We start from the raw sequence: 17,119 nt of genomic DNA on the forward strand, positions 1-17,119 counted from the left end.
CAACCAACCCACAGGCCGGTAGCCAAACTTCGAGATCGCCAGCGTCGACCAATCCCCGGTCGACGCCATTCGGGTTTCTCCCGTTTCAGGATCGATTTGGGCATACAGCAGCGAAACGTTTCCGTGCCCTTCGCCGACGAAGGAGTGATCGCGAATTTGGAACAGCGTGTCATAGGCTCTGCGGACCGCATCGGACGGTTGGTGCCGGTATCCCATGTGGGCCTGCAGAGCCGCTCGCACGACGGTCACATCCATCACATTGCTGAGATCGATCTTGGGAGTCGCTCCGCCATTGGGTTGGCAGATCGCGAGGGCGATTTGACCATCGGGCAGGATATCCCAGTGATGCCAGCTTTGTGCGACGTCCAGCGGAGATTCGATCATGCCATCGGCGTACCAAGACGGGCAAATCTTGGCACCCATCGGTAGCGTTTGGTGCTGCCAGATCGATACCTGATGGGCCAGGTCGATGTCCTCGGGCTCAGGGGCAACCTCAACCGATTGGTTGGTGAGGATGGAATGATCGTCCTCGCCGGGCTCCGGTGCACGCGATGGGAAATCACTGTCGAAGTCATCGATCAAAGCAATGATGTCATCAATCGCGTCGATGGTATCCGACTCGGGTTTGGATGGCTCGTCCAATGTGGAGTCCAACGACAGGATGCTGCCGTGAAACGGCTCGCTGTCATCGAGATCGCTGGTGTCGGCGAAATCGCTGCACAACGAATCGTCTTCATCGGCTACGTGGCCATCCAGTTCTTCATTGTCCCAACCATGGTGGAACTCCAACGCGTCGGCGTCGAACTGATCGATCTCGGTGGGATCATATTCGCCCGATAGGAACTGTGCGTCTTGGAGATCCAGTTTCGCTGCCAAACGCATCGTTTCTTCGTCGTAACCGGACAGCAACGGCCATTGCTCCGCGTCTTCGTTGAGAGACGATGATTGGGCGGCATCGTCCGTCTCGTCGAACGCGTTGTCCAAGACGACATCATCCAGGGCATTGTCATCTAAGGCATGATCACCCAAGTCACTGTCACCCAAGTCACTGTCACCCAAGTCACTGTCACCCAAGGCACTGTCACCCAAGTCACTGGCATCCGCAACAAATCCGTACGTGGTTTTCTCCGGAAGGTCCAAGTCACGCTGCAGGTCGGCGATCAATTCATCACTCTTGACCAACTGGGCTTCGATGGCCGATTCCAAGGCCGCATCCAACAAAGTGTCGTCGTCGATCAAGTCCAAGCGGTCCTTCGTGGCGGACTTCGTTTGGATTTCATCGGAGGAATTGTCCGTGACGGGGGCATTCACGGACACGGACGCATCGGCGGGAGGGAAGCCGATGTCATCCGCGGGGGGCGCGACGGTGTCGGGAGGGACAACACCGTCGGAGTCTTCCTCGACGAGGGCAGTCTCGTTGCTGGTGGGATTGTGCTCCGAGATCGTTTCCGTGTCGTCATGAGTCTCGTGTGGTGGGGGCGAGACTTCGCGGGAACGATCGAGGGTCACGTCGCTGGGCAGAATCAACCGGATGGAGGAATCCGGTGCGGCTTCTTGTTCTGCCAAGCGGAGCAACGTTTGCTGCAAGTTGGATGCGGCCAAACGGGCCGCGGCGGTGTGCACGTCGTTGAATGCCGTCACAGCGGCGGCATACAACCACATCGTGCCAATTGGCATCTCGGTTTCGCCCAAACACACGCAGATTCCCGATGGGAAGGGTTCCGGTGAACGCCACGTGTTGATGGGGCCGAGATCCATGTCGTCAATCGCGACCAAGCCCTTGACCATTGCTTCCAAGTCACCACGAGCACCGCGAAGAGGACGCTGGGATCCCAAGCGTTCTGCGGGTGACAAACCGAAGACGAATCGAGTCGCGAGGTACTCGGTTTCGTCGTCGAGCAAGTAAACCGCAGCCGCCGTCGTGCCGGTCGCCAACGTCGCGTCGCCGAGCAATCGATCGATGCTCTCGGTCGGATCAGGACGTGATGGCTGACCGGCTGCCATGGTGGCTTGGATCGCCAGTTCAACTTGCTGCTGACGCAGGATCGCTTGCTGTGCCTGCAATTGATCCGCTAGGTCGTTGGCTTGGGATGCCAAACGATGAGCGTCGCCGGAAGTCACCAATGCACGTTTGCCATGCGACTTCATCTGCCTTTGCTTGGAGGAAAGCTTGGCAGAATCTGATGCATGGTCGCCACGGTGGACACGCAGAAAATTGGATGGGTTTCTGGACACAGCAGGTACTGGGTGAATGACAAGGGAGGGAAGTCAACAATGGCTTGACATCCTTGCCAATTGCCGCCTACACGAATCGATCGGCCCGCCGTTGCCGTTTCACTGAGACGAATTGCCGGTAAGGTTTCGCTTGTTTGCCAAGACGACCGCGCAAGCCGCACAACCCGACTGAACCGGAGCGTTTGCGCTGCTACACTGCTCAGCTTGTGTTTGCGAAGCGGCAATGTTCGGCAAAAGCCAGCCTCTTCTACGCTCGGTCATCATTCAGAAGGAAGTCATTGCGTTGTTGAAGCGAGGGTTGAATACCGCCGGGCCGATGTTGGCATTGGTCATCGTGATCCTGTTCTTTGCCATTGCTGAATGGGTAACTGGCAGCGATGGAAACTTCACGTCCATGGCGTCGGTGCGATTGGTTGGCGTTCAGAGCGTCAAGATCGGCATCGCTTCGCTGGGAATGACGTTGATCATCATTAGCGGCGGAATCGATTTGTCCGCGGGTACGGCGGCGGCTCTGTGTGGATGTGTCGCGGCTTTGACGCTCGACAATGGATGGTCGATTTTCGTAGCACTGGCGATGGCGATCGGTGCCGGCGCACTGTGCGGTTTGTTCAATGGTGTCTTGATCGCGGGGTTGCGACTGACCCCGTTCATCATCTCGTTGGGATCGATGACGATATTCATGGGGTTGGGCAAGAGTCTGTCCGAGCAAGGTGGCACGATCACACCGCCGGCCGAAAGCATTCCTGAATGGCTTTGGGCATCGGTCACGCCGTTTCCCAACCCGGAATGGATTGCCTACCCATTACTGCCCAATTTTGGTTGGGGTGTTTGGCTGACGATCGTGCTGGCCATCGCGACCGCGTTGCTGCTGCACCAGACTTTGTTTGGACGTCATGTGTTCGCGATCGGATCCAGCGAAGCGACCGCGAGATTGTGCGGCGTGAAAGTTCGACAAACCAAGATCCTGGTTTATGTCATCGCTGGTGCCCTGTTCGGTTTGGCCGGTTGTGTCGACATCGCTCGGCTGGGTAAAGGCGACGCATCCGCGGGCATGGGATTGGAACTGGAGATCATCGCCGCGGTGGTGATCGGTGGCGGATCATTGCTGGGTGGTCGTGGCAGCGTGGTTGGAACGCTGTGTGGTGTCTTGATCATGAGCGTGATTGCTCATGGTTGCACCTCGTTGGGATTGGAAAACCACATTGAAAACATTCTGCTGGGTGTGATCATTGTCGCGGCGGTTTACGTCGATCGACTGCGAGCACTCAAGAAAGAATCCGTATGACAACGAAATCGATTCGCCTGCTCGGCGCAGCATTTTGGGTGAGCTGTCTCGTTCTCGGTGGCGGATGGTTGGTCGCGTCATCCCGTGAAGGTGCGAAGCCGTTGCTCTCTTCGGTTTGGACGCCGACGGACACGATGATTTTGGCGGACCCGACATTGTCGCTGAGCGTCGGAGATGCGGCATTCGCAAAGGACTCGGTCGCCGACACGTGGCATCAAGTCGGGCACGTGCTGCGAGTCAATCCGGAGGCGAAGACGGTCACGTTGTCGCTTTACGAGCCATTGAATCTGGAACGCGAAACGCAGTTTTGGGATCCTGATCAATCGATCTCCGCGACGCTGCATCGATCTTCCGGCAAAGTCGACGACGTGATTGCGACGTTGCTGCCTAAACCGAAACGAGAGCAATTGGCGCAAAAGATCTCTGCCGCGATGCGTACTCATGGCAAAGAGATCAGCGAAGCGATGTTGCCTTTAGTTTTTGAAACCGTGCGTCAAAGTTTGCCGGTCATCGAGTCCGAGTTGACCGCCTCTTTGAAACGTCACGATGCGGAGGTCGAAGCCATCGCCACGCGTTTTCGCGAAGATATTATCCAGGAACAAATGGTCCCGTTGGTTCGTACGGAGGTGTTGCCCGTGCTGCAACTTCACGGACGAGAACCGGCGGAATCGATCGGGCGTGAGATTTGGGGCAAAGCGTCGCTTTGGCGGTTTGGTTGGCGAGCTCTTTACGACAGTGCGCCACTGCCCGAACGAGAATTGGTTCGTGAGGAATGGTCACGATTTGTCGAGCAAGAGGTTGTGCCGATCGTCGAGGATCATCTCGATGAAATCGCGGAAGCGGTCGAAGCGATTCTGCGGGATTTGGCCGCCAACGATGTGTTGCGAGAACGATTGGGCGACGTCGCTCTTCAAATCGTCAACGACGACGAAGCTCGTGATTTGCTGCGGACGATCGTGATGGAAGCGATCGTCGACAACGAACGTCTGCGTCAGGTTTGGGTGAACGTATGGACTTCCCCCGAAGCGAGGGAAAAGCTGCGAACGGCGGGGGAACGATTGGAACCGGTCATTCGCGAAATTGGTGACGAAGTCATGGGCACGCGTCGCGAAGGGATCGAGCCCGGCTTTGCTCGCGTGTTGAGAAACCAGATTTTGGGCAAGGACAAGGTCTGGATCACGTTGAAAAATGAACCCAATTTGGGGGCAGATCCTTCCCAACCAATCGCTTTGCGGGTCGCAACGGATTTTACGCCCTATCCCATCGTCCATCTGGCGTCGCCGGAGTGAATGACGCTTCGCGAGGCATCGTTCCTTGGTTAGGATGCGGGGTGTTGATTTTCATTTTTTCCGCCTTGTATGAATCCTGTTGCTGCCATGGACTCACTGGACGAAGCTCCCGAAATCGCGAATCCGGAAGCGGAATTGCCCGACACGGTCGTCGACATGGCTGAGGGCCAGGCGTCTCAAGCGGTGACTGATGAAGCGATCGCCGCCGCAGCCGAACATTCGGTGGAGGATCTGGAAGTCAAAGACGCCCACGTGATCTTCACCAACGTCTGGAATGACTTGGAAGAAGAATACGGCCGCGAAAATTTGCGGTTCACCAAGGAATTGATCCTCTTGGGCGGGGCACCGGGATCGGGCAAAGGAACCAACAGTGGATTCATCTCCAAAGCTCGCGGTTTAACCTGCGAGCCGATCGTGGTCAGCAGTCTGCTGGACACACCCGAAGCCAAACGCATCAAAGAAGCCGGCGGGATGGTCGGCGACACCGAAGTGGTCGGGATCCTGTTCCGAAAGCTTTTGGAAGAAGAGTATCGCGACGGATGCATCTTGGACGGGTTCCCGCGAACACGCGTTCAAGTGGAATGTTTGCACTTGCTGATCCAAAAAATGAATCAGCTCTATCGCGAATATCATTCGACGCCGCTGGCGATTAACTTCCGCAAACCCACCGTTCACGCGGTCGTGTTGTTCATCGACGAAAAGACTAGCATCGAGCGGCAGTTGCTTCGCGGACGAAAGATCGCCGAGCACAACGAACGTGTCGAAACAGAAAACGACGGCGAGCCACTCGAGCTTCGTTTGACGGACCTTGATCCGACTGCCGCGAAACGACGCTATCGCGTCTTCAAGGAGAAAACCTGGGACGCGTTGCAGTCGCTGAAGAAGATTTATCATTACCACTTCATCGACGCCGGTGGCGACATCGCGGAAGTGGAACGCAACATCCGCAGCGAGCTGGAATATCAGTCGTCGTTGGAGTTGGATCCAGAAACCTACGACGCGGTCCGGCATCTTCCGTTGGCTTCAGAACTTGGCGTGCACGCTCGCCAGGAACTGGTTCGCCGACTGGATGGTTATGAACTGGAACACCGTGAGTTGTTCCATCATGTGATCGAAATCATCCAAAGTCGGTTCATGCCGATCGTGCGTCGTCATGCGATCGCCGGATTGGCGGTCGTCAACAGCGAAGATTCGATCTTTGACGATCCGATGACCTTGGCGATGGTGATCGATGTGTTTGCCGAACGTGGTTTCCGCGCAGTCGCGAATATTAACTTGGCCGAGACACCAGATCACTTCGATTTGAAAACCGGCAAGATCACTTGCGTGACCAAGAAGATCTATCGTTTCCAGATCCGATTCTTGGGCTCGGAAATCCGTCGTGGCGGACGCTAATAAGACGCTGCTGTTGATTCCAACTGCGGGGGAACGCTCCGAGTTGTGGAACCATTTGGATCCGCACGCGGCGTCGATCAAACATTGGCACTGCGAGCTGTGCGGATTCGGATTGGTGGCTTCGGCCGCGGCAACCATGCGAGCGATCCAGACGCACCAACCGGCGCGAGTCGTCCTCGCGGGCATCGCGGGCGGATTGTCGGATGCGGCCTCCGTCGGATCGGCACATTGGTTTGATCAAGCCATCTGCGATGGCATTGGCGTCGGCGAGGGTGACCAATTTGCTTCCGCAGGATCTCTAGGATGGCAGCAATGGCCCATTCTTGGATCACCGGGAACAGACGAAACATCAGCTCCGGCCGTTGGTGACAAGATCCAGTTGGCTCGTCCAGCGAATGTGCCCGCGGCCGAGTCAGTGACGAACACGTTGATCAGCGTGTGTGCCGCTTCATCGGATGACGTCATGGCATCTCGTCGCGGAAGACTTGCCGGCATGATGGATCGCGACGCAGTAATCGCCGAAGACATGGAGGCGTTTGGCGTTGCGATGACGTGTCAGATGACTTCGACTCCCTGCATGGTCGTTCGCGGAATCAGCAACGTCGCGGGAGATCGTGATCATTCGCGGTGGCAAATCACCGCCGCACTTCGATCCGTCGCGGACCGATTGGTTGAATGGAGCTGATTCGTTGAACTGAATCAATTCGGCGGTGCGTCATCGACCGTGACCAGTTCTTCCACGCCGCCGTCACCGGGATGGAATCGACCGGCGAAGAAGTCGGCGACCAAGTGTTTGCCGAGTACCGATCGTGGGCGACGACCGATCAACGAACGGTACAGCATCCATTGCTCGCTGCCGATTTGGATTCGAAAACCGGTGGCAATGTTGCGTGGAATCAATTGCAGATCGTCGGCAACGGTGAGCGTTCGCCAAGTGCGTTTGCGATGGAAGCGTCGTGATTGGAAATCGATCCACACGGGACTGTAGACCGCGCCGGTTCCCTCGGTGGTCACGATGACCGAATGAGGTTCGTTTTCGGTGTGGCTGGGTTCGGCGGTGCAGGCGGTTGGACCGATTCGCCATTCAGCGGCGGGCAGCGGCAACATCATCGCGCGTCGTTTGTTGTCGTGAAGATAAACTTCGCGTGTCTGCTCGTCGGGCGTCGCGGAGACGGAATCGGAAACCGGATAATGGGTGATGCAACGGATCCGCACGTCCGCCAGTGAACCGAAGGGGCTCGCCGGGTCAGTCGGCTGATTTAAGTGATCTTCCGCGTCGGCAGACGCCGCATCTTGGTTCGGTTCAAACTGGGCGGGCAAGACCGTGTCGGAGATCATCACACAACGATCGTCGCGAATGACCATGAATTGGCGCTGCAACACCACGCCGCCGGTGAATGATTGTTCCATCTCCAAGTAATGAATGTCATCGTCGGTGTATTCGCATGTGGCTTGCCAGTCGCCTTTGGGATCTTGGCTGACGCCATCCAGTTCAATGGTCGTGTGCAAGGGTCCTCGAAACAGGGTGCGGCGTCCGCCCATGATTTCGATTTGCATCACCTTGCCGCTGTAGTCGACGAAGGTGCGTCCGCGGCGAACGTCCCACTCGGGAAGCATCGCAACCATCCTGGCCACGTCGCTGTGCCACATCGATTCGGGCAGCGAAATTTCCCAAGCCAATCGGCCGCCACTTTGACTTTGACCCAGCGAAGCTGAGAAAGCGGGCAGCAACGAATCCGTGTCGTATTTCATCGCTCGTCCCATTAGTCCGGCGGGAGCGATCGGACGTGCTGGCTTGCTCGTCTGCGACTTGGATTTCTTTTTCTTCTTCGTTCGCTTGGAAGCTCGCGAAACCAAGCCGACGTGATCGAGGGCCACTTCGCGTGATGTGGTTTGCGTCAGAACTTGCGAACCATCGACACGGGTGGTCGCGGCGATCCAGGCTGCGAGTTCTTCCGCGGTGGCTTGGTGCGACTTTTTGAATTTTCGTTTGGCGACAACTCGCATCAATTCTTCGCAGCGAATGATCGACGCCATCGTGGCTCGCAAAGCGTGCGGGGTTCGCAGGGCTTCGTCGATTGTGTCTTCGTGATCCAAATAAGCCTGGATGGCCGAGGCGGATGGCTTTACCCGAGCAACACAGCTTGGAATGTCGGCCAATCGATAGGCAAGCGTCAGCCCCAGTTCGCCCGCCAGCATCAAGTGGTGCGGTGATTCGGCTTCGTCATGGGCGAGTGTCGATGCGACGCGTCGTTGCAGTTCGGCCAGTAGGTTCCACCAGAGTTCCAATGGCAGGATCAATGTCAACGCAGGAAGCGACGACGCCCAAAGGATGCAGCCGACATCGCCGGCCAGATCCGATCGTCCATCGCGGGAAGCTTCCAAGAACATTTCGGCCGCCGGAATCAAATCCGTATCGGTCAATGGAATCTGAACTGATTCCGCGGTCGCGAGCGTTGCCAGTTGCGTGCTGAGTGGATCAACCGGTCCGTTTAGCAGCGACGCCAAACCCCACAAGTAGACTTGGCCGTCCAGCGCATCGTCACCAAACAATTTGGAGGCGGGATGGCGTTGGCGACGTGCTTCTATTTTTTTGCGCAGCGCCTGCCAAGTGGCCGCGTCAGGCATGGGAGTGACACTCGTGAATCCATCGGTCGTCGCGGACTCGGCCACGGAAGCCTTTTTCTTGGACGAGTTTGATTTGGAGGGCGGTTTGGTCAGTGTCATGGACCCGAGGTGCAACGCAGGGAATAATCGATGGTATGAACGGTGAATCCATCCGTGATTCTGTGGCGGTCTTCTCCCAGTGAGAACACCAATCGAAGGTTCCGGCCTTCGCGGAGTGATTGGGGTTCGTTCGCCGTTCATTGATCGACGATTCGACTGGCTACGCAGTCTAACCGGGCGACGCCGGTTGTTGACTCCCCGCACCTGAGTGATTGAGAAATTCATGTTTATGAAATCTGTTTCCGGCCTGCGACGATCTGTTTTGGCTCACAAACGTTGCCAGTGGCCCCCGGTGGCGGGTGGCGCAGTCACCAAAATCAATCGAGCGGGCTGGGTTGCGCTGCTTCTCGTGCACATCGCAGTGGCCGGAAGTGCTTGGACGCCAGTCGTTGAGGCACAAGACGATACGGCGAAGACCGAGCAAGCCGCCGAGTCGCAGGATGAGCGCTCGCTGGGTGTCGCTTCGCCGGACGATCCAGACCCCTATGACGACGCTGCGATCCAGGCCGAGTTGGAAGAGTGGGACCGTCAAATGCGAGCGATGGCGGACAAGTACGCGGCACCTCCCGGAGCCAAGCAGATCACCAAGCTTCCCGATTTGTGGATCGATCCCAAAGCCAAACGAGTCTACATCGATGGCTACGTGACGATGCGAAAGGGTGCGTTGGAAATGTTCGCCTGCCCGGTCGGAACCAAGGAACACGAGTCGATCGTCGCCGCATTCGCGAAAAGCAAAGAAGTCCACGCGGGTCTGCTGGCCCTGGGGACCAAGTCGGGCACTCCGGTTTCCTACGATCCCGAGTTCAAGCCGCCGACCGGTCAACCGGTTGCTGTGTGGGTGACTTGGCGTGACGAAGACGGCAAATTCAAAGTGGTCGATGCCAGAACTTGGGTGCAGAACAACGAGACGAAAAAGCCGCTCGCCGAACAATGGGTTTTCGCGGGAAGTCAACTTTGGACGGACCCGGTCGACAAGGTCACTCACTACTCGGCCGATTCCGGTGACATGATTTGCGTTTCGAACTTCAGCAGTGCGATGTTGGACGTGCCGTTTTCCAGCAGTGCTCAAGCGGGCAACTTGTTGTTCTTGGCTCACACCGAACGAATTCCTGAACAAGCCACGCCGGTTCGATTGGTGTTGGTTCCTCAGTTCGAAAACGATCCGACCGCGACGACTCCGCCGGATGAATCCATTTTGCCGATGCCTCAAAAGGCGGCCGAAAAGCCAGCTGCGAAATCCGACGCTGAAAAGACCGGTGATGCGAAAGCGAAGACGGACACGAGCAAGAAGGCGACGGGAACTCGCTGATTGTGACGGAATCGATTCGAGTCTTATTGGTCGGCGCTGGAGTGGTCGGCCGCGCCATCGCGACGGATCATTTGCTGGCCGGATGCGAAGTCTGGATGGCGGACCGCGACGAAGCGGTGTTGTCCGAGGCATGCGACGCGGTGCTACGGCGAACGGATGGCATCGCTGATTCGGCTTCGCCCTGGGGAGCGGCCGTGCCGATTCCGGTTGTGCACCTGATGCCTCACGGGCACGACGAAGCGATCGGCGCATCGGATGCTTTGCCGACTTGGATGGTGATCGAGTCGATCGCGGAGAAGTTGCCCATCAAGCAAGCGTTCTTTTCCGAAGTCGAAAACTGGTTTTCGCGTTCGCCCATTTTGACCACCAACACATCGACGTTGCCGATCACCGAGATTGCCGGTTCGATGCAAACGCATCCGGCACGGTTTTGCGGGATGCATTTCTTTATGCCGGTGGTCGGGCGTCACGCCGCGGAGATCATCGTTCATCCCCAAACCAGTGAAGCGGTCATTGGGGCTTGCGAGGAACATGTCCGGCGGTTGAAGAAGGTACCGCTGCGGGTGCTGGATTCACCGGGCTTCGTCGTCAATCGAATGTTGGCACCGTACTTGAATCTGTCGATGCAATTGCTGTGTGCCGGCATCTCAGCATCAACCATTCGCGAAGCTGCACTGCGGTATGGCATGCCGATGTCCCCGTTTGAGCTGATTGATTTGATCGGACCACGGACCGCTTTCGATGGGGGGCGAGTTGTTTGGCAATCCTTCCCCCAACGAATGGATCCGTCGCCATTGTTGCCCGCGATGATCAAGCGTTCGCTGCTCGGTGTCGCAGGGCGAAAAGGGTTTTATGACTACTCGGGCGATGGAGAGCGAAACGGCGACGAGCTGTCCGAAGACGTGAACGCTTTGGTCGATCGGTACTTGCGAGACGACATCGGTGCGGCCGAAATTCAAGGTGATGTCCAGCTGATTGTCGACATGTTTGCCGCGTCGATGTGGCGTGAAGCCCAGGCGATCGATGCATCGCGTGTTGCTGATATGGAAACGATTGACCAAGCGATGGCGGGCGGGCTGGGGTATGTCGCACCGGCCGGGGAGATGACCTGGCGAGAGCACATTGAATCGATTGGTGAGGATCGCTTCAGGCAACTTGCCGAACGCTTCCCGAACCTCAAATCGCTCCGTTAGGGGATGGGGCGGCTGGCCATCTGGACCAGTCGGGGGGCCGGACGGATCGATTGCGACGGGTACATTCGATGGATTGTGGCGTTCTATTCTTACCCAAGGATCGTTTGGCGGCGATTTCTGCGGTTTCAGCTACAATGAAGGCTGCTAAGTCGGCATCTTCTCGCCTGGTCAGAATGGTCGTGAACCGTTCTGCGTGCCGTGCCGTTCACTAGCTGGAACGACAGGTTTTGGTGCTCGCTCGTCAGTGTGCGTTCACTTCACTTGTCGTGACAAAGATTTGACTCCTTTTCTGATGGGATGATTGATGGCCACGGTTTCGGAAACGTCCTTGCCCGATCACGACATTGTTGACGCAACATTGGCTGACGAAGTGCCAACCGCTGAAGATGTCACTCCCCGTCGCCGCATGGGTTTCTTGAAGGCCGCGCCCGCTTGGTTGATCAGCACGCTTTTTCACATTGGCGTGATTTTGATTCTTGGTTTGGTCACGTTTGCCGATCCCGTCAAAATTGTGAACGTGTTGTCGGCTTCGGCCACGGGCGAAGAAGGCCCCGAGATTGAAGAGTTCCAAATTGAACAAATCGATCCCGGCGAGATGGTCGAGATGGATGAGTTCGCCGAACCGGTTGAGCTCACCCAGGCTCTCGACACCACCGAAACATTGCAGGTCGATGTTGCGATGGAGATGCCTTCGATGCCGATGGAGATGTCCGAGTTGGCATCCGACATGGCGCCCGTTGCTCAGACATTGCAAACGTTGTCCTCGGTGACAATGCCGGCAATGGACAGTCGATCGGTGGATATGAAGAAGAAACTGCTGCGCGAGTATGGCGGGTCGGCGGCCAGCGAAGCGGCGGTGACGGAGGCGCTAAAATGGTTGGCCCTGCACCAAGCTCCCAACGGTGGATGGACGTTCCAGCACAATTTGGTTTGCAACGGCCAGTGCGGTAATCCAGGCGAACCCAAACGAGCCGAAGCCGTCAACGCCGCGACCGCGATGGCTCTGTTGCCATTCCTGGGTGCCGGACAAACGCACTACGCCGGTGAATTCAAAAACGTTGTTCGCGGTGGGTTGTTGTTTCTGATCGCCAACGGAAAGCAGGGCACCGTCCGCGGTTTGCCCGTCCTGGATTTGTCAGAATCATCCGGCAACGGAATGTACTCGCACGGATTGGCGGCAATCGTGCTGAGCGAAGCTTACGCGATGACGGAGGATCCCGCTCTCGCCGTCCCAACACAGCAAGCGATCAACTACATCGTCACGGCTCAGTGCGAAGACGGCGGTTGGCGTTATCGACCCCGCGATGCATCCGGCGGCGACACGTCGGTGGTGGGTTGGCAAGTCATGGCGCTGAAGAGCGCTCACATGGGGCACCTCATTGTGCCGCCGCAAACGATTTATGGATCGACGATCTTTTTGGACAAGGTTCAATCCGACGGTGGTTCGATCTACGGCTATCAAACAAAGTCCACTCGAGTCCGTCCGGCTTGCACCGCGGCGGGGTTGTTGTGCCGGATGTACTTGGGTTGGGACAAGAACCATCCCGGGTTGCAGAAAGGTGTCGAGAAATTGGTCGACATCGGTGTTCGTAAAGACAACATCTACTACGACTATTACGCCGCTCAAGTCCTTCGGCATGTGGGCGGTCCGGAGTGGGACAAGTTCAATACCGAGCTTCGTGATTGGTTGGTGGAAACCCAATCCCAATCCGGCGGCAGTAAAGGCAGTTGGTACTTTCCTCAGGCGGCAAATCACACCGGCCCCAAAGAAGGCGGGCGTCTAGCAGCCACGTCCTTCGCCACGATGATCCTGGAAGTGTATTACCGGCACATGCCGTTGTATGCCGAACAGGAAGATGAAGACGCGTTCCCGCTTTAGAAACGCGTCTCCGGTTTCGATCAAACCATGTACTGCGGTTGATCTTTGGGTTGTTCGCCGAACCACCCTTTTCGTTGCAACCACTTCGTCACTCGATGCGGTGGTTTAACAACAATCGCGGTGGCTGCGGTAATGAAAAAGATCCCAATCAATGCCAATACTCGGCGCGGGTCGATGATTGTGAACACGGTTCCTTGCCCGACTTCCACTTTGGTTGTCGAAGCGATTGGTAGTCCATATTGGTTTGCCAAAGCGACCACGTTGATCATGTTGATGACCGGTACACCTGATGCCAGAAACCTGGTGGCGACACAGTCGACCGCTGCGGGTGAGCTGGCTTTCTTTTGGATCGTTGCCAATTGCTTGGGAGTGATCAGCCCTTCGCCGATGCTATCGTTTCCTTCGGTGCCGCCGACCGATGCGTCGCCGCCACCAACGTTGATGTACGCGGCGTAAGTTTCGTCTTCAGCGGCCTTTGAATAGGCAACCATCCGTCGTTCAATCGCGTCGATGTCGTCGATGCTGTCCATCAACGGGACACCGCTTCGCTCGATCGCCGCGTCCAAGATCGCACGCGTGTCATCGCTCATGCCCGCAGCACGGTCGCGAAAACCACCTCGGGAAATTTCGAGACTGCGATAAGCCAAAATGCCTTCGTCGGCCAGCAGTTTCTCCATGTCCGGCCACATCATGTCAGCCGAGTTCGCGCCGAATTGGCTGGACGCTGCACTGCTGATGATGGTTGGGCGTGCGTCCAATGATTCGGCCGCACTGTAGACCGCGATGTTCAGCGCCGGAAACGATCCTGTGCAACCAATGGCAATCCGGTCGCCGGGCCGAACACCCGCATCAACCAGCAAACGCATGGCGACGGCAGCGAAGTTTGGATTGATTGAGGTTTGCTTGGCGGGCAAGTGACCGGGCAATGTTGTCACGGCGGACATTGATGGACCGACCATGCCGGTATCGGCGGGGTCTTGCGCATCCAGCAACGGATGGCCGAGTTCCAATCGCTTGGCGTGAATCGCATCGAACGCGGTGTTGGCACGTTCGGATGCTTCCAGCATGCGGTCCTTCAAATCAGGGATGCCGTACAAACCCGCGACCATCGTGCTCCATCCAGCCATCTGATGTGGCATGGCACGAAGCGTCAGCACCGTGACCACCGAAAGGGCGGCCAGGAACAACAGTGAACCCGAAGAGATCTTCTGGGGACGGTAATACAGTTTCTTCATACCAGCGTTTCCACACCTGCGGTCACCAAGACCAAGTAAACCAAAGATGTCGCAATCACGAGCGGCGAGAGTGTTTGCACCACGCCACTGCGCGCAATCCAGAGAGCGACCAACCCTGGAATCACAAAACCGATGACCGTTGTTCCGGCCATCATCATCGAGGCGGCGGAGGTGCCGGCTTCCACGGCAACACCCACGGGCATCGAAGGGAACGTGAGTTCCACCATCGACCGCAGCACTGCCGCGATCGCGAATCCAACCACCATCGTCAACACGACTCGTCGGCGACCGAACAAGATCGCCCAACGATCGATTTGGTAAACGACCCACGCCGTCACCAAAGCGGCAACGATCGTGGCAATGATTGTTGCCGGTTGATCAAACGCCAATGCCAAGTAACCCGGGACAATCATCCCGCCGACGCTCAGCCCAAATGCTTCGGTGAAAATCAAACTGACGACCAAGCCAATGCCGATCGACAAAGCGAGCCATTCCATCTCAAACCATCTCCAAGACTCGTGCCGGACGTGTCACAGGCGTGCGGAAACGTTCCCACCCCTGGTCCTGTCCGAAGTGATCGGCCAACGCCATGCCCGGGCCGGCGACGTTGCCGATTCCCATCAGCATCATGCCCGATGATTCCATTTCTTCCGCTCGCTCGGCGACCGCGGTGCCACTTTGGAAGTGTGGTCGCGGTGCGGTTGCCATGCGTTCTTCGCGGCGGAACGATTCCAACACCGAGTCGACCAGTTCCGGACCGGACGCATTTCCCAAACAGATAACTTTGTCGGGATGAATCCCGCGTTTGAGCAATCGACGAAGGAAAATGTCGGTGCCCGATCCAATGATCACATAGCGATCCGCGGGCGCCCAAGTGGCGACGGCTTCGGCCATGGTGGTCGATCGGTCAGCACGGTCGACGCGGCAATTCATCACCAGCACACGTTGTGTGACACCGGGGAAGTAGTTGTAGGCCGCGTCCCAAATTCGCGTGGTTGATTCGGGGTCGTTAGCTGCGAACGCGTTGACGAAGTGCCACGAGTTGCCGTGAACTTCTTGAACGTGAACACGCATCGCACCGGGGTCGGGTTGAGCTTCCCACATGCCCTGCAACGCCACGTCCCGAGCCACTCCCATCGACTGACATACTTTCAGTGCAAGCGCAACGTTCTCGGCGTGTTCGAGGTAACTGAACTGAGCCAATTCGTCTTGAGTGATGTCGTTTGCATCGTCGGCGGTGGTGACCACCAATTGGCTGGCGCGGTCATCGCAGGCTTCTTTCATCACAGACAAACTGTCGTCGCGGTCTTCGGCGGTGAACATGTTGCCGGCGATTGGCGTGGTCGCAGACAAAGCCCGAGCGACGTCCAAGCGAGTTGGTCCCATCACGTCCAAGTGGTCGGCGCGAGCGTTGGTGATGACTCCGTGAGTTGATCGAACCAACTTCAATTCACAAACCGATTGCAACAAAGGTTGCAAAGCCATGCACTCGATCACGAGTGCATCCGCGTTGTGTCCGACGGCGGTTTGAACGATTCGTTTTTGTTCAATGACGTTGGCTCGGTCCGGTCGAAAGATCGGAAGCTCTTTCCCATCGGGAAGGATCATGCGAGCCAATGTGCCCGTGGTTTTGGCACAAGTCCGGATGCCACCGGAACGTAAACCCGCGGCGATCAGACGAGTCACTGAGGACTTGCCGCGCGTTCCGTTGACATGGATTCGGAAGGGGATTTTGAGAAGTTGACGACGGTACCAGTACGCTTCGACCATAGCCGCAGCGCACACGGAGGCGGCGAATGCCACCAATGCAAGCGTGCCGTTCACGAACGGATCTTTCGATGGAGTTGGGGATGGGACGCAAACTAACTCAGGCCGGAATCGACCATCAGAAAAGTCAGTGCGCTAACGTAAAAACTGGCAAGGCGGTGAAGTGCCTGCTGGGTTCCCTGAAGATGGGGAGTAACATCCGATGCTGAAGAAAAGGCCAAGAGCCGGAGTCAGCGATCTCCGTTTGGTTCTTGGGTGTGGCGAGAATTATTATTTTCGCGCGGCCCGAGTAAAGAGCATTCCCGGGAAATTCTCTTCGAATCCTCTAAGGGCGTAACGGACGCCTAAGAATGGCTTCTAAATGAGCGGCCGTGTCCGCAGAAAAGAATTTTTGAGACGCCGATTGGTGGTCACTACGCTCAAGTGTCTCGTTCGCAACGCGGCCCCCCAATCCTTGTGAAGAAACCTTCGTACAGGACATCCATGGCGGGCTTGAAATCCCCTGGTTTCTCAGCGTTCAGGCTGGTCGGCGGGCAGTCGTCGTGAACCGACCAGATTGGCTTGTAAGCGACCAGCGTAACTTGCCTGATGTTGACGGGCTGCGTAGTCCATCGACCGCAAGGCTGATCCGGTGATGACTTGGATCCGCGTCCCGTCCGATCGCTTGTTGCAGCAAAGGCAAACATCCCGCGGGGGACAGAGGTCTGCCGTATTTCAGTTACCGCTTTTCAACAGATTTCCACATGGCTTACTTCTCCCGAAACGAAGTGAGGTCGTGCAGTTTTTTGATGCCGCTTTTCGGCTG

The 17,119-nt window shown here is 57.0% G+C and carries 12 protein-coding genes; 7 read left to right on the top strand and 5 right to left on the bottom strand.

Annotation, left to right across the window (positions count from 1 at the left end):
- A partial coding sequence (locus B2R17_RS01815) for a hypothetical protein (protein ID WP_286762603.1) occupies window positions 1–2,148 on the bottom strand: 2,148 nt, incomplete at its 3' end.
- Between the two features lie 310 nt (window positions 2,149–2,458).
- Here B2R17_RS01815 and B2R17_RS01820 point away from each other — a divergent pair.
- From B2R17_RS01820 to mqnB, 4 genes are all read left to right on the top strand, one after another.
- Window positions 2,459–3,520 carry an ABC transporter permease gene (locus B2R17_RS01820; RefSeq protein ID WP_286762604.1) on the top strand — a complete coding sequence of 354 codons (1,062 nt, stop codon included), beginning with the start codon at window positions 2,459–2,461 and terminating at the stop codon, window positions 3,518–3,520.
- Complete coding sequence (locus B2R17_RS01825; RefSeq protein WP_286762605.1) at window positions 3,517–4,809, top strand: hypothetical protein; 1,293 nt, start codon at window positions 3,517–3,519, stop codon at window positions 4,807–4,809. The genes B2R17_RS01820 and B2R17_RS01825 overlap by 4 nt, the downstream gene beginning before the upstream one ends.
- Window positions 4,810–4,896: 87 nt before the next feature.
- Entirely contained in the window at window positions 4,897–6,204 is a 1,308-nt protein-coding gene (locus tag B2R17_RS01830; RefSeq protein WP_008667260.1) for a nucleoside monophosphate kinase, read from the top strand.
- Window positions 6,191–6,889 (top strand): futalosine hydrolase, encoded by a 699-nt coding sequence (mqnB, locus tag B2R17_RS01835; protein ID WP_286762606.1) that lies wholly within the window; start codon window positions 6,191–6,193, stop codon window positions 6,887–6,889. The genes B2R17_RS01830 and mqnB overlap by 14 nt, the downstream gene beginning before the upstream one ends.
- A 14-nt stretch (window positions 6,890–6,903) precedes the next feature.
- Here the strand turns inward: mqnB and B2R17_RS01840 are convergent, their stop codons facing one another.
- Window positions 6,904–8,931 (bottom strand): hypothetical protein, encoded by a 2,028-nt coding sequence (locus B2R17_RS01840; RefSeq protein ID WP_286762607.1) that lies wholly within the window; start codon window positions 8,929–8,931, stop codon window positions 6,904–6,906.
- 223 nt (window positions 8,932–9,154) lie between these two features.
- Here B2R17_RS01840 and B2R17_RS01845 point away from each other — a divergent pair, with 223 nt between their 5' ends.
- The 3 genes from B2R17_RS01845 to B2R17_RS01855 all read left to right on the top strand — a co-directional run bounded on the left by B2R17_RS01845 (window position 9,155) and on the right by B2R17_RS01855 (window position 13,312).
- Window positions 9,155–10,240, top strand: coding sequence for a YdjY domain-containing protein (locus B2R17_RS01845; RefSeq protein WP_286762608.1), 1,086 nt, complete (start codon window positions 9,155–9,157; stop codon window positions 10,238–10,240).
- Between the two features lie 2 nt (window positions 10,241–10,242).
- Window positions 10,243–11,433: a 3-hydroxyacyl-CoA dehydrogenase family protein gene (locus B2R17_RS01850; protein ID WP_286762609.1), complete on the top strand. Its 1,191-nt coding sequence runs from the start codon at window positions 10,243–10,245 to the stop codon at window positions 11,431–11,433.
- A 304-nt stretch (window positions 11,434–11,737) separates the two neighbouring features.
- Window positions 11,738–13,312 (top strand): prenyltransferase/squalene oxidase repeat-containing protein, encoded by a 1,575-nt coding sequence (locus B2R17_RS01855; RefSeq protein WP_008667251.1) that lies wholly within the window; start codon window positions 11,738–11,740, stop codon window positions 13,310–13,312.
- A 20-nt stretch (window positions 13,313–13,332) separates the two neighbouring features.
- Here B2R17_RS01855 and pgsW read toward each other — a convergent pair whose 3' ends face one another.
- The 3 genes from pgsW to pgsB are packed head-to-tail and all read right to left on the bottom strand — an operon-like array spanning window position 13,333 to window position 16,371.
- Window positions 13,333–14,547 carry a poly-gamma-glutamate system protein gene (pgsW, locus tag B2R17_RS01860; RefSeq protein WP_286762610.1) on the bottom strand — a complete coding sequence of 405 codons (1,215 nt, stop codon included), beginning with the start codon at window positions 14,545–14,547 and terminating at the stop codon, window positions 13,333–13,335.
- The gene (gene pgsC / locus B2R17_RS01865) at window positions 14,544–15,044 is read right to left on the bottom strand and encodes a poly-gamma-glutamate biosynthesis protein PgsC (protein ID WP_008667248.1); all 501 of its coding nucleotides are present in this window, start codon (window positions 15,042–15,044) and stop codon (window positions 14,544–14,546) included. The genes pgsW and pgsC overlap by 4 nt, the downstream gene beginning before the upstream one ends.
- 1 nt (window position 15,045) lies before the next feature.
- A complete protein-coding gene (pgsB, locus tag B2R17_RS01870) occupies window positions 15,046–16,371 on the bottom strand; it encodes a poly-gamma-glutamate synthase PgsB (protein WP_286762611.1) in 1,326 nt (441 codons plus the stop codon).
- Window positions 16,372–17,119 lie beyond the last annotated feature (748 nt).

This window comes from Rhodopirellula sp. UBA1907, from assembly GCF_002337565.1.
Taxonomy (GTDB): Bacteria; Planctomycetota; Planctomycetia; order Pirellulales; family Pirellulaceae; genus Rhodopirellula; species Rhodopirellula europaea.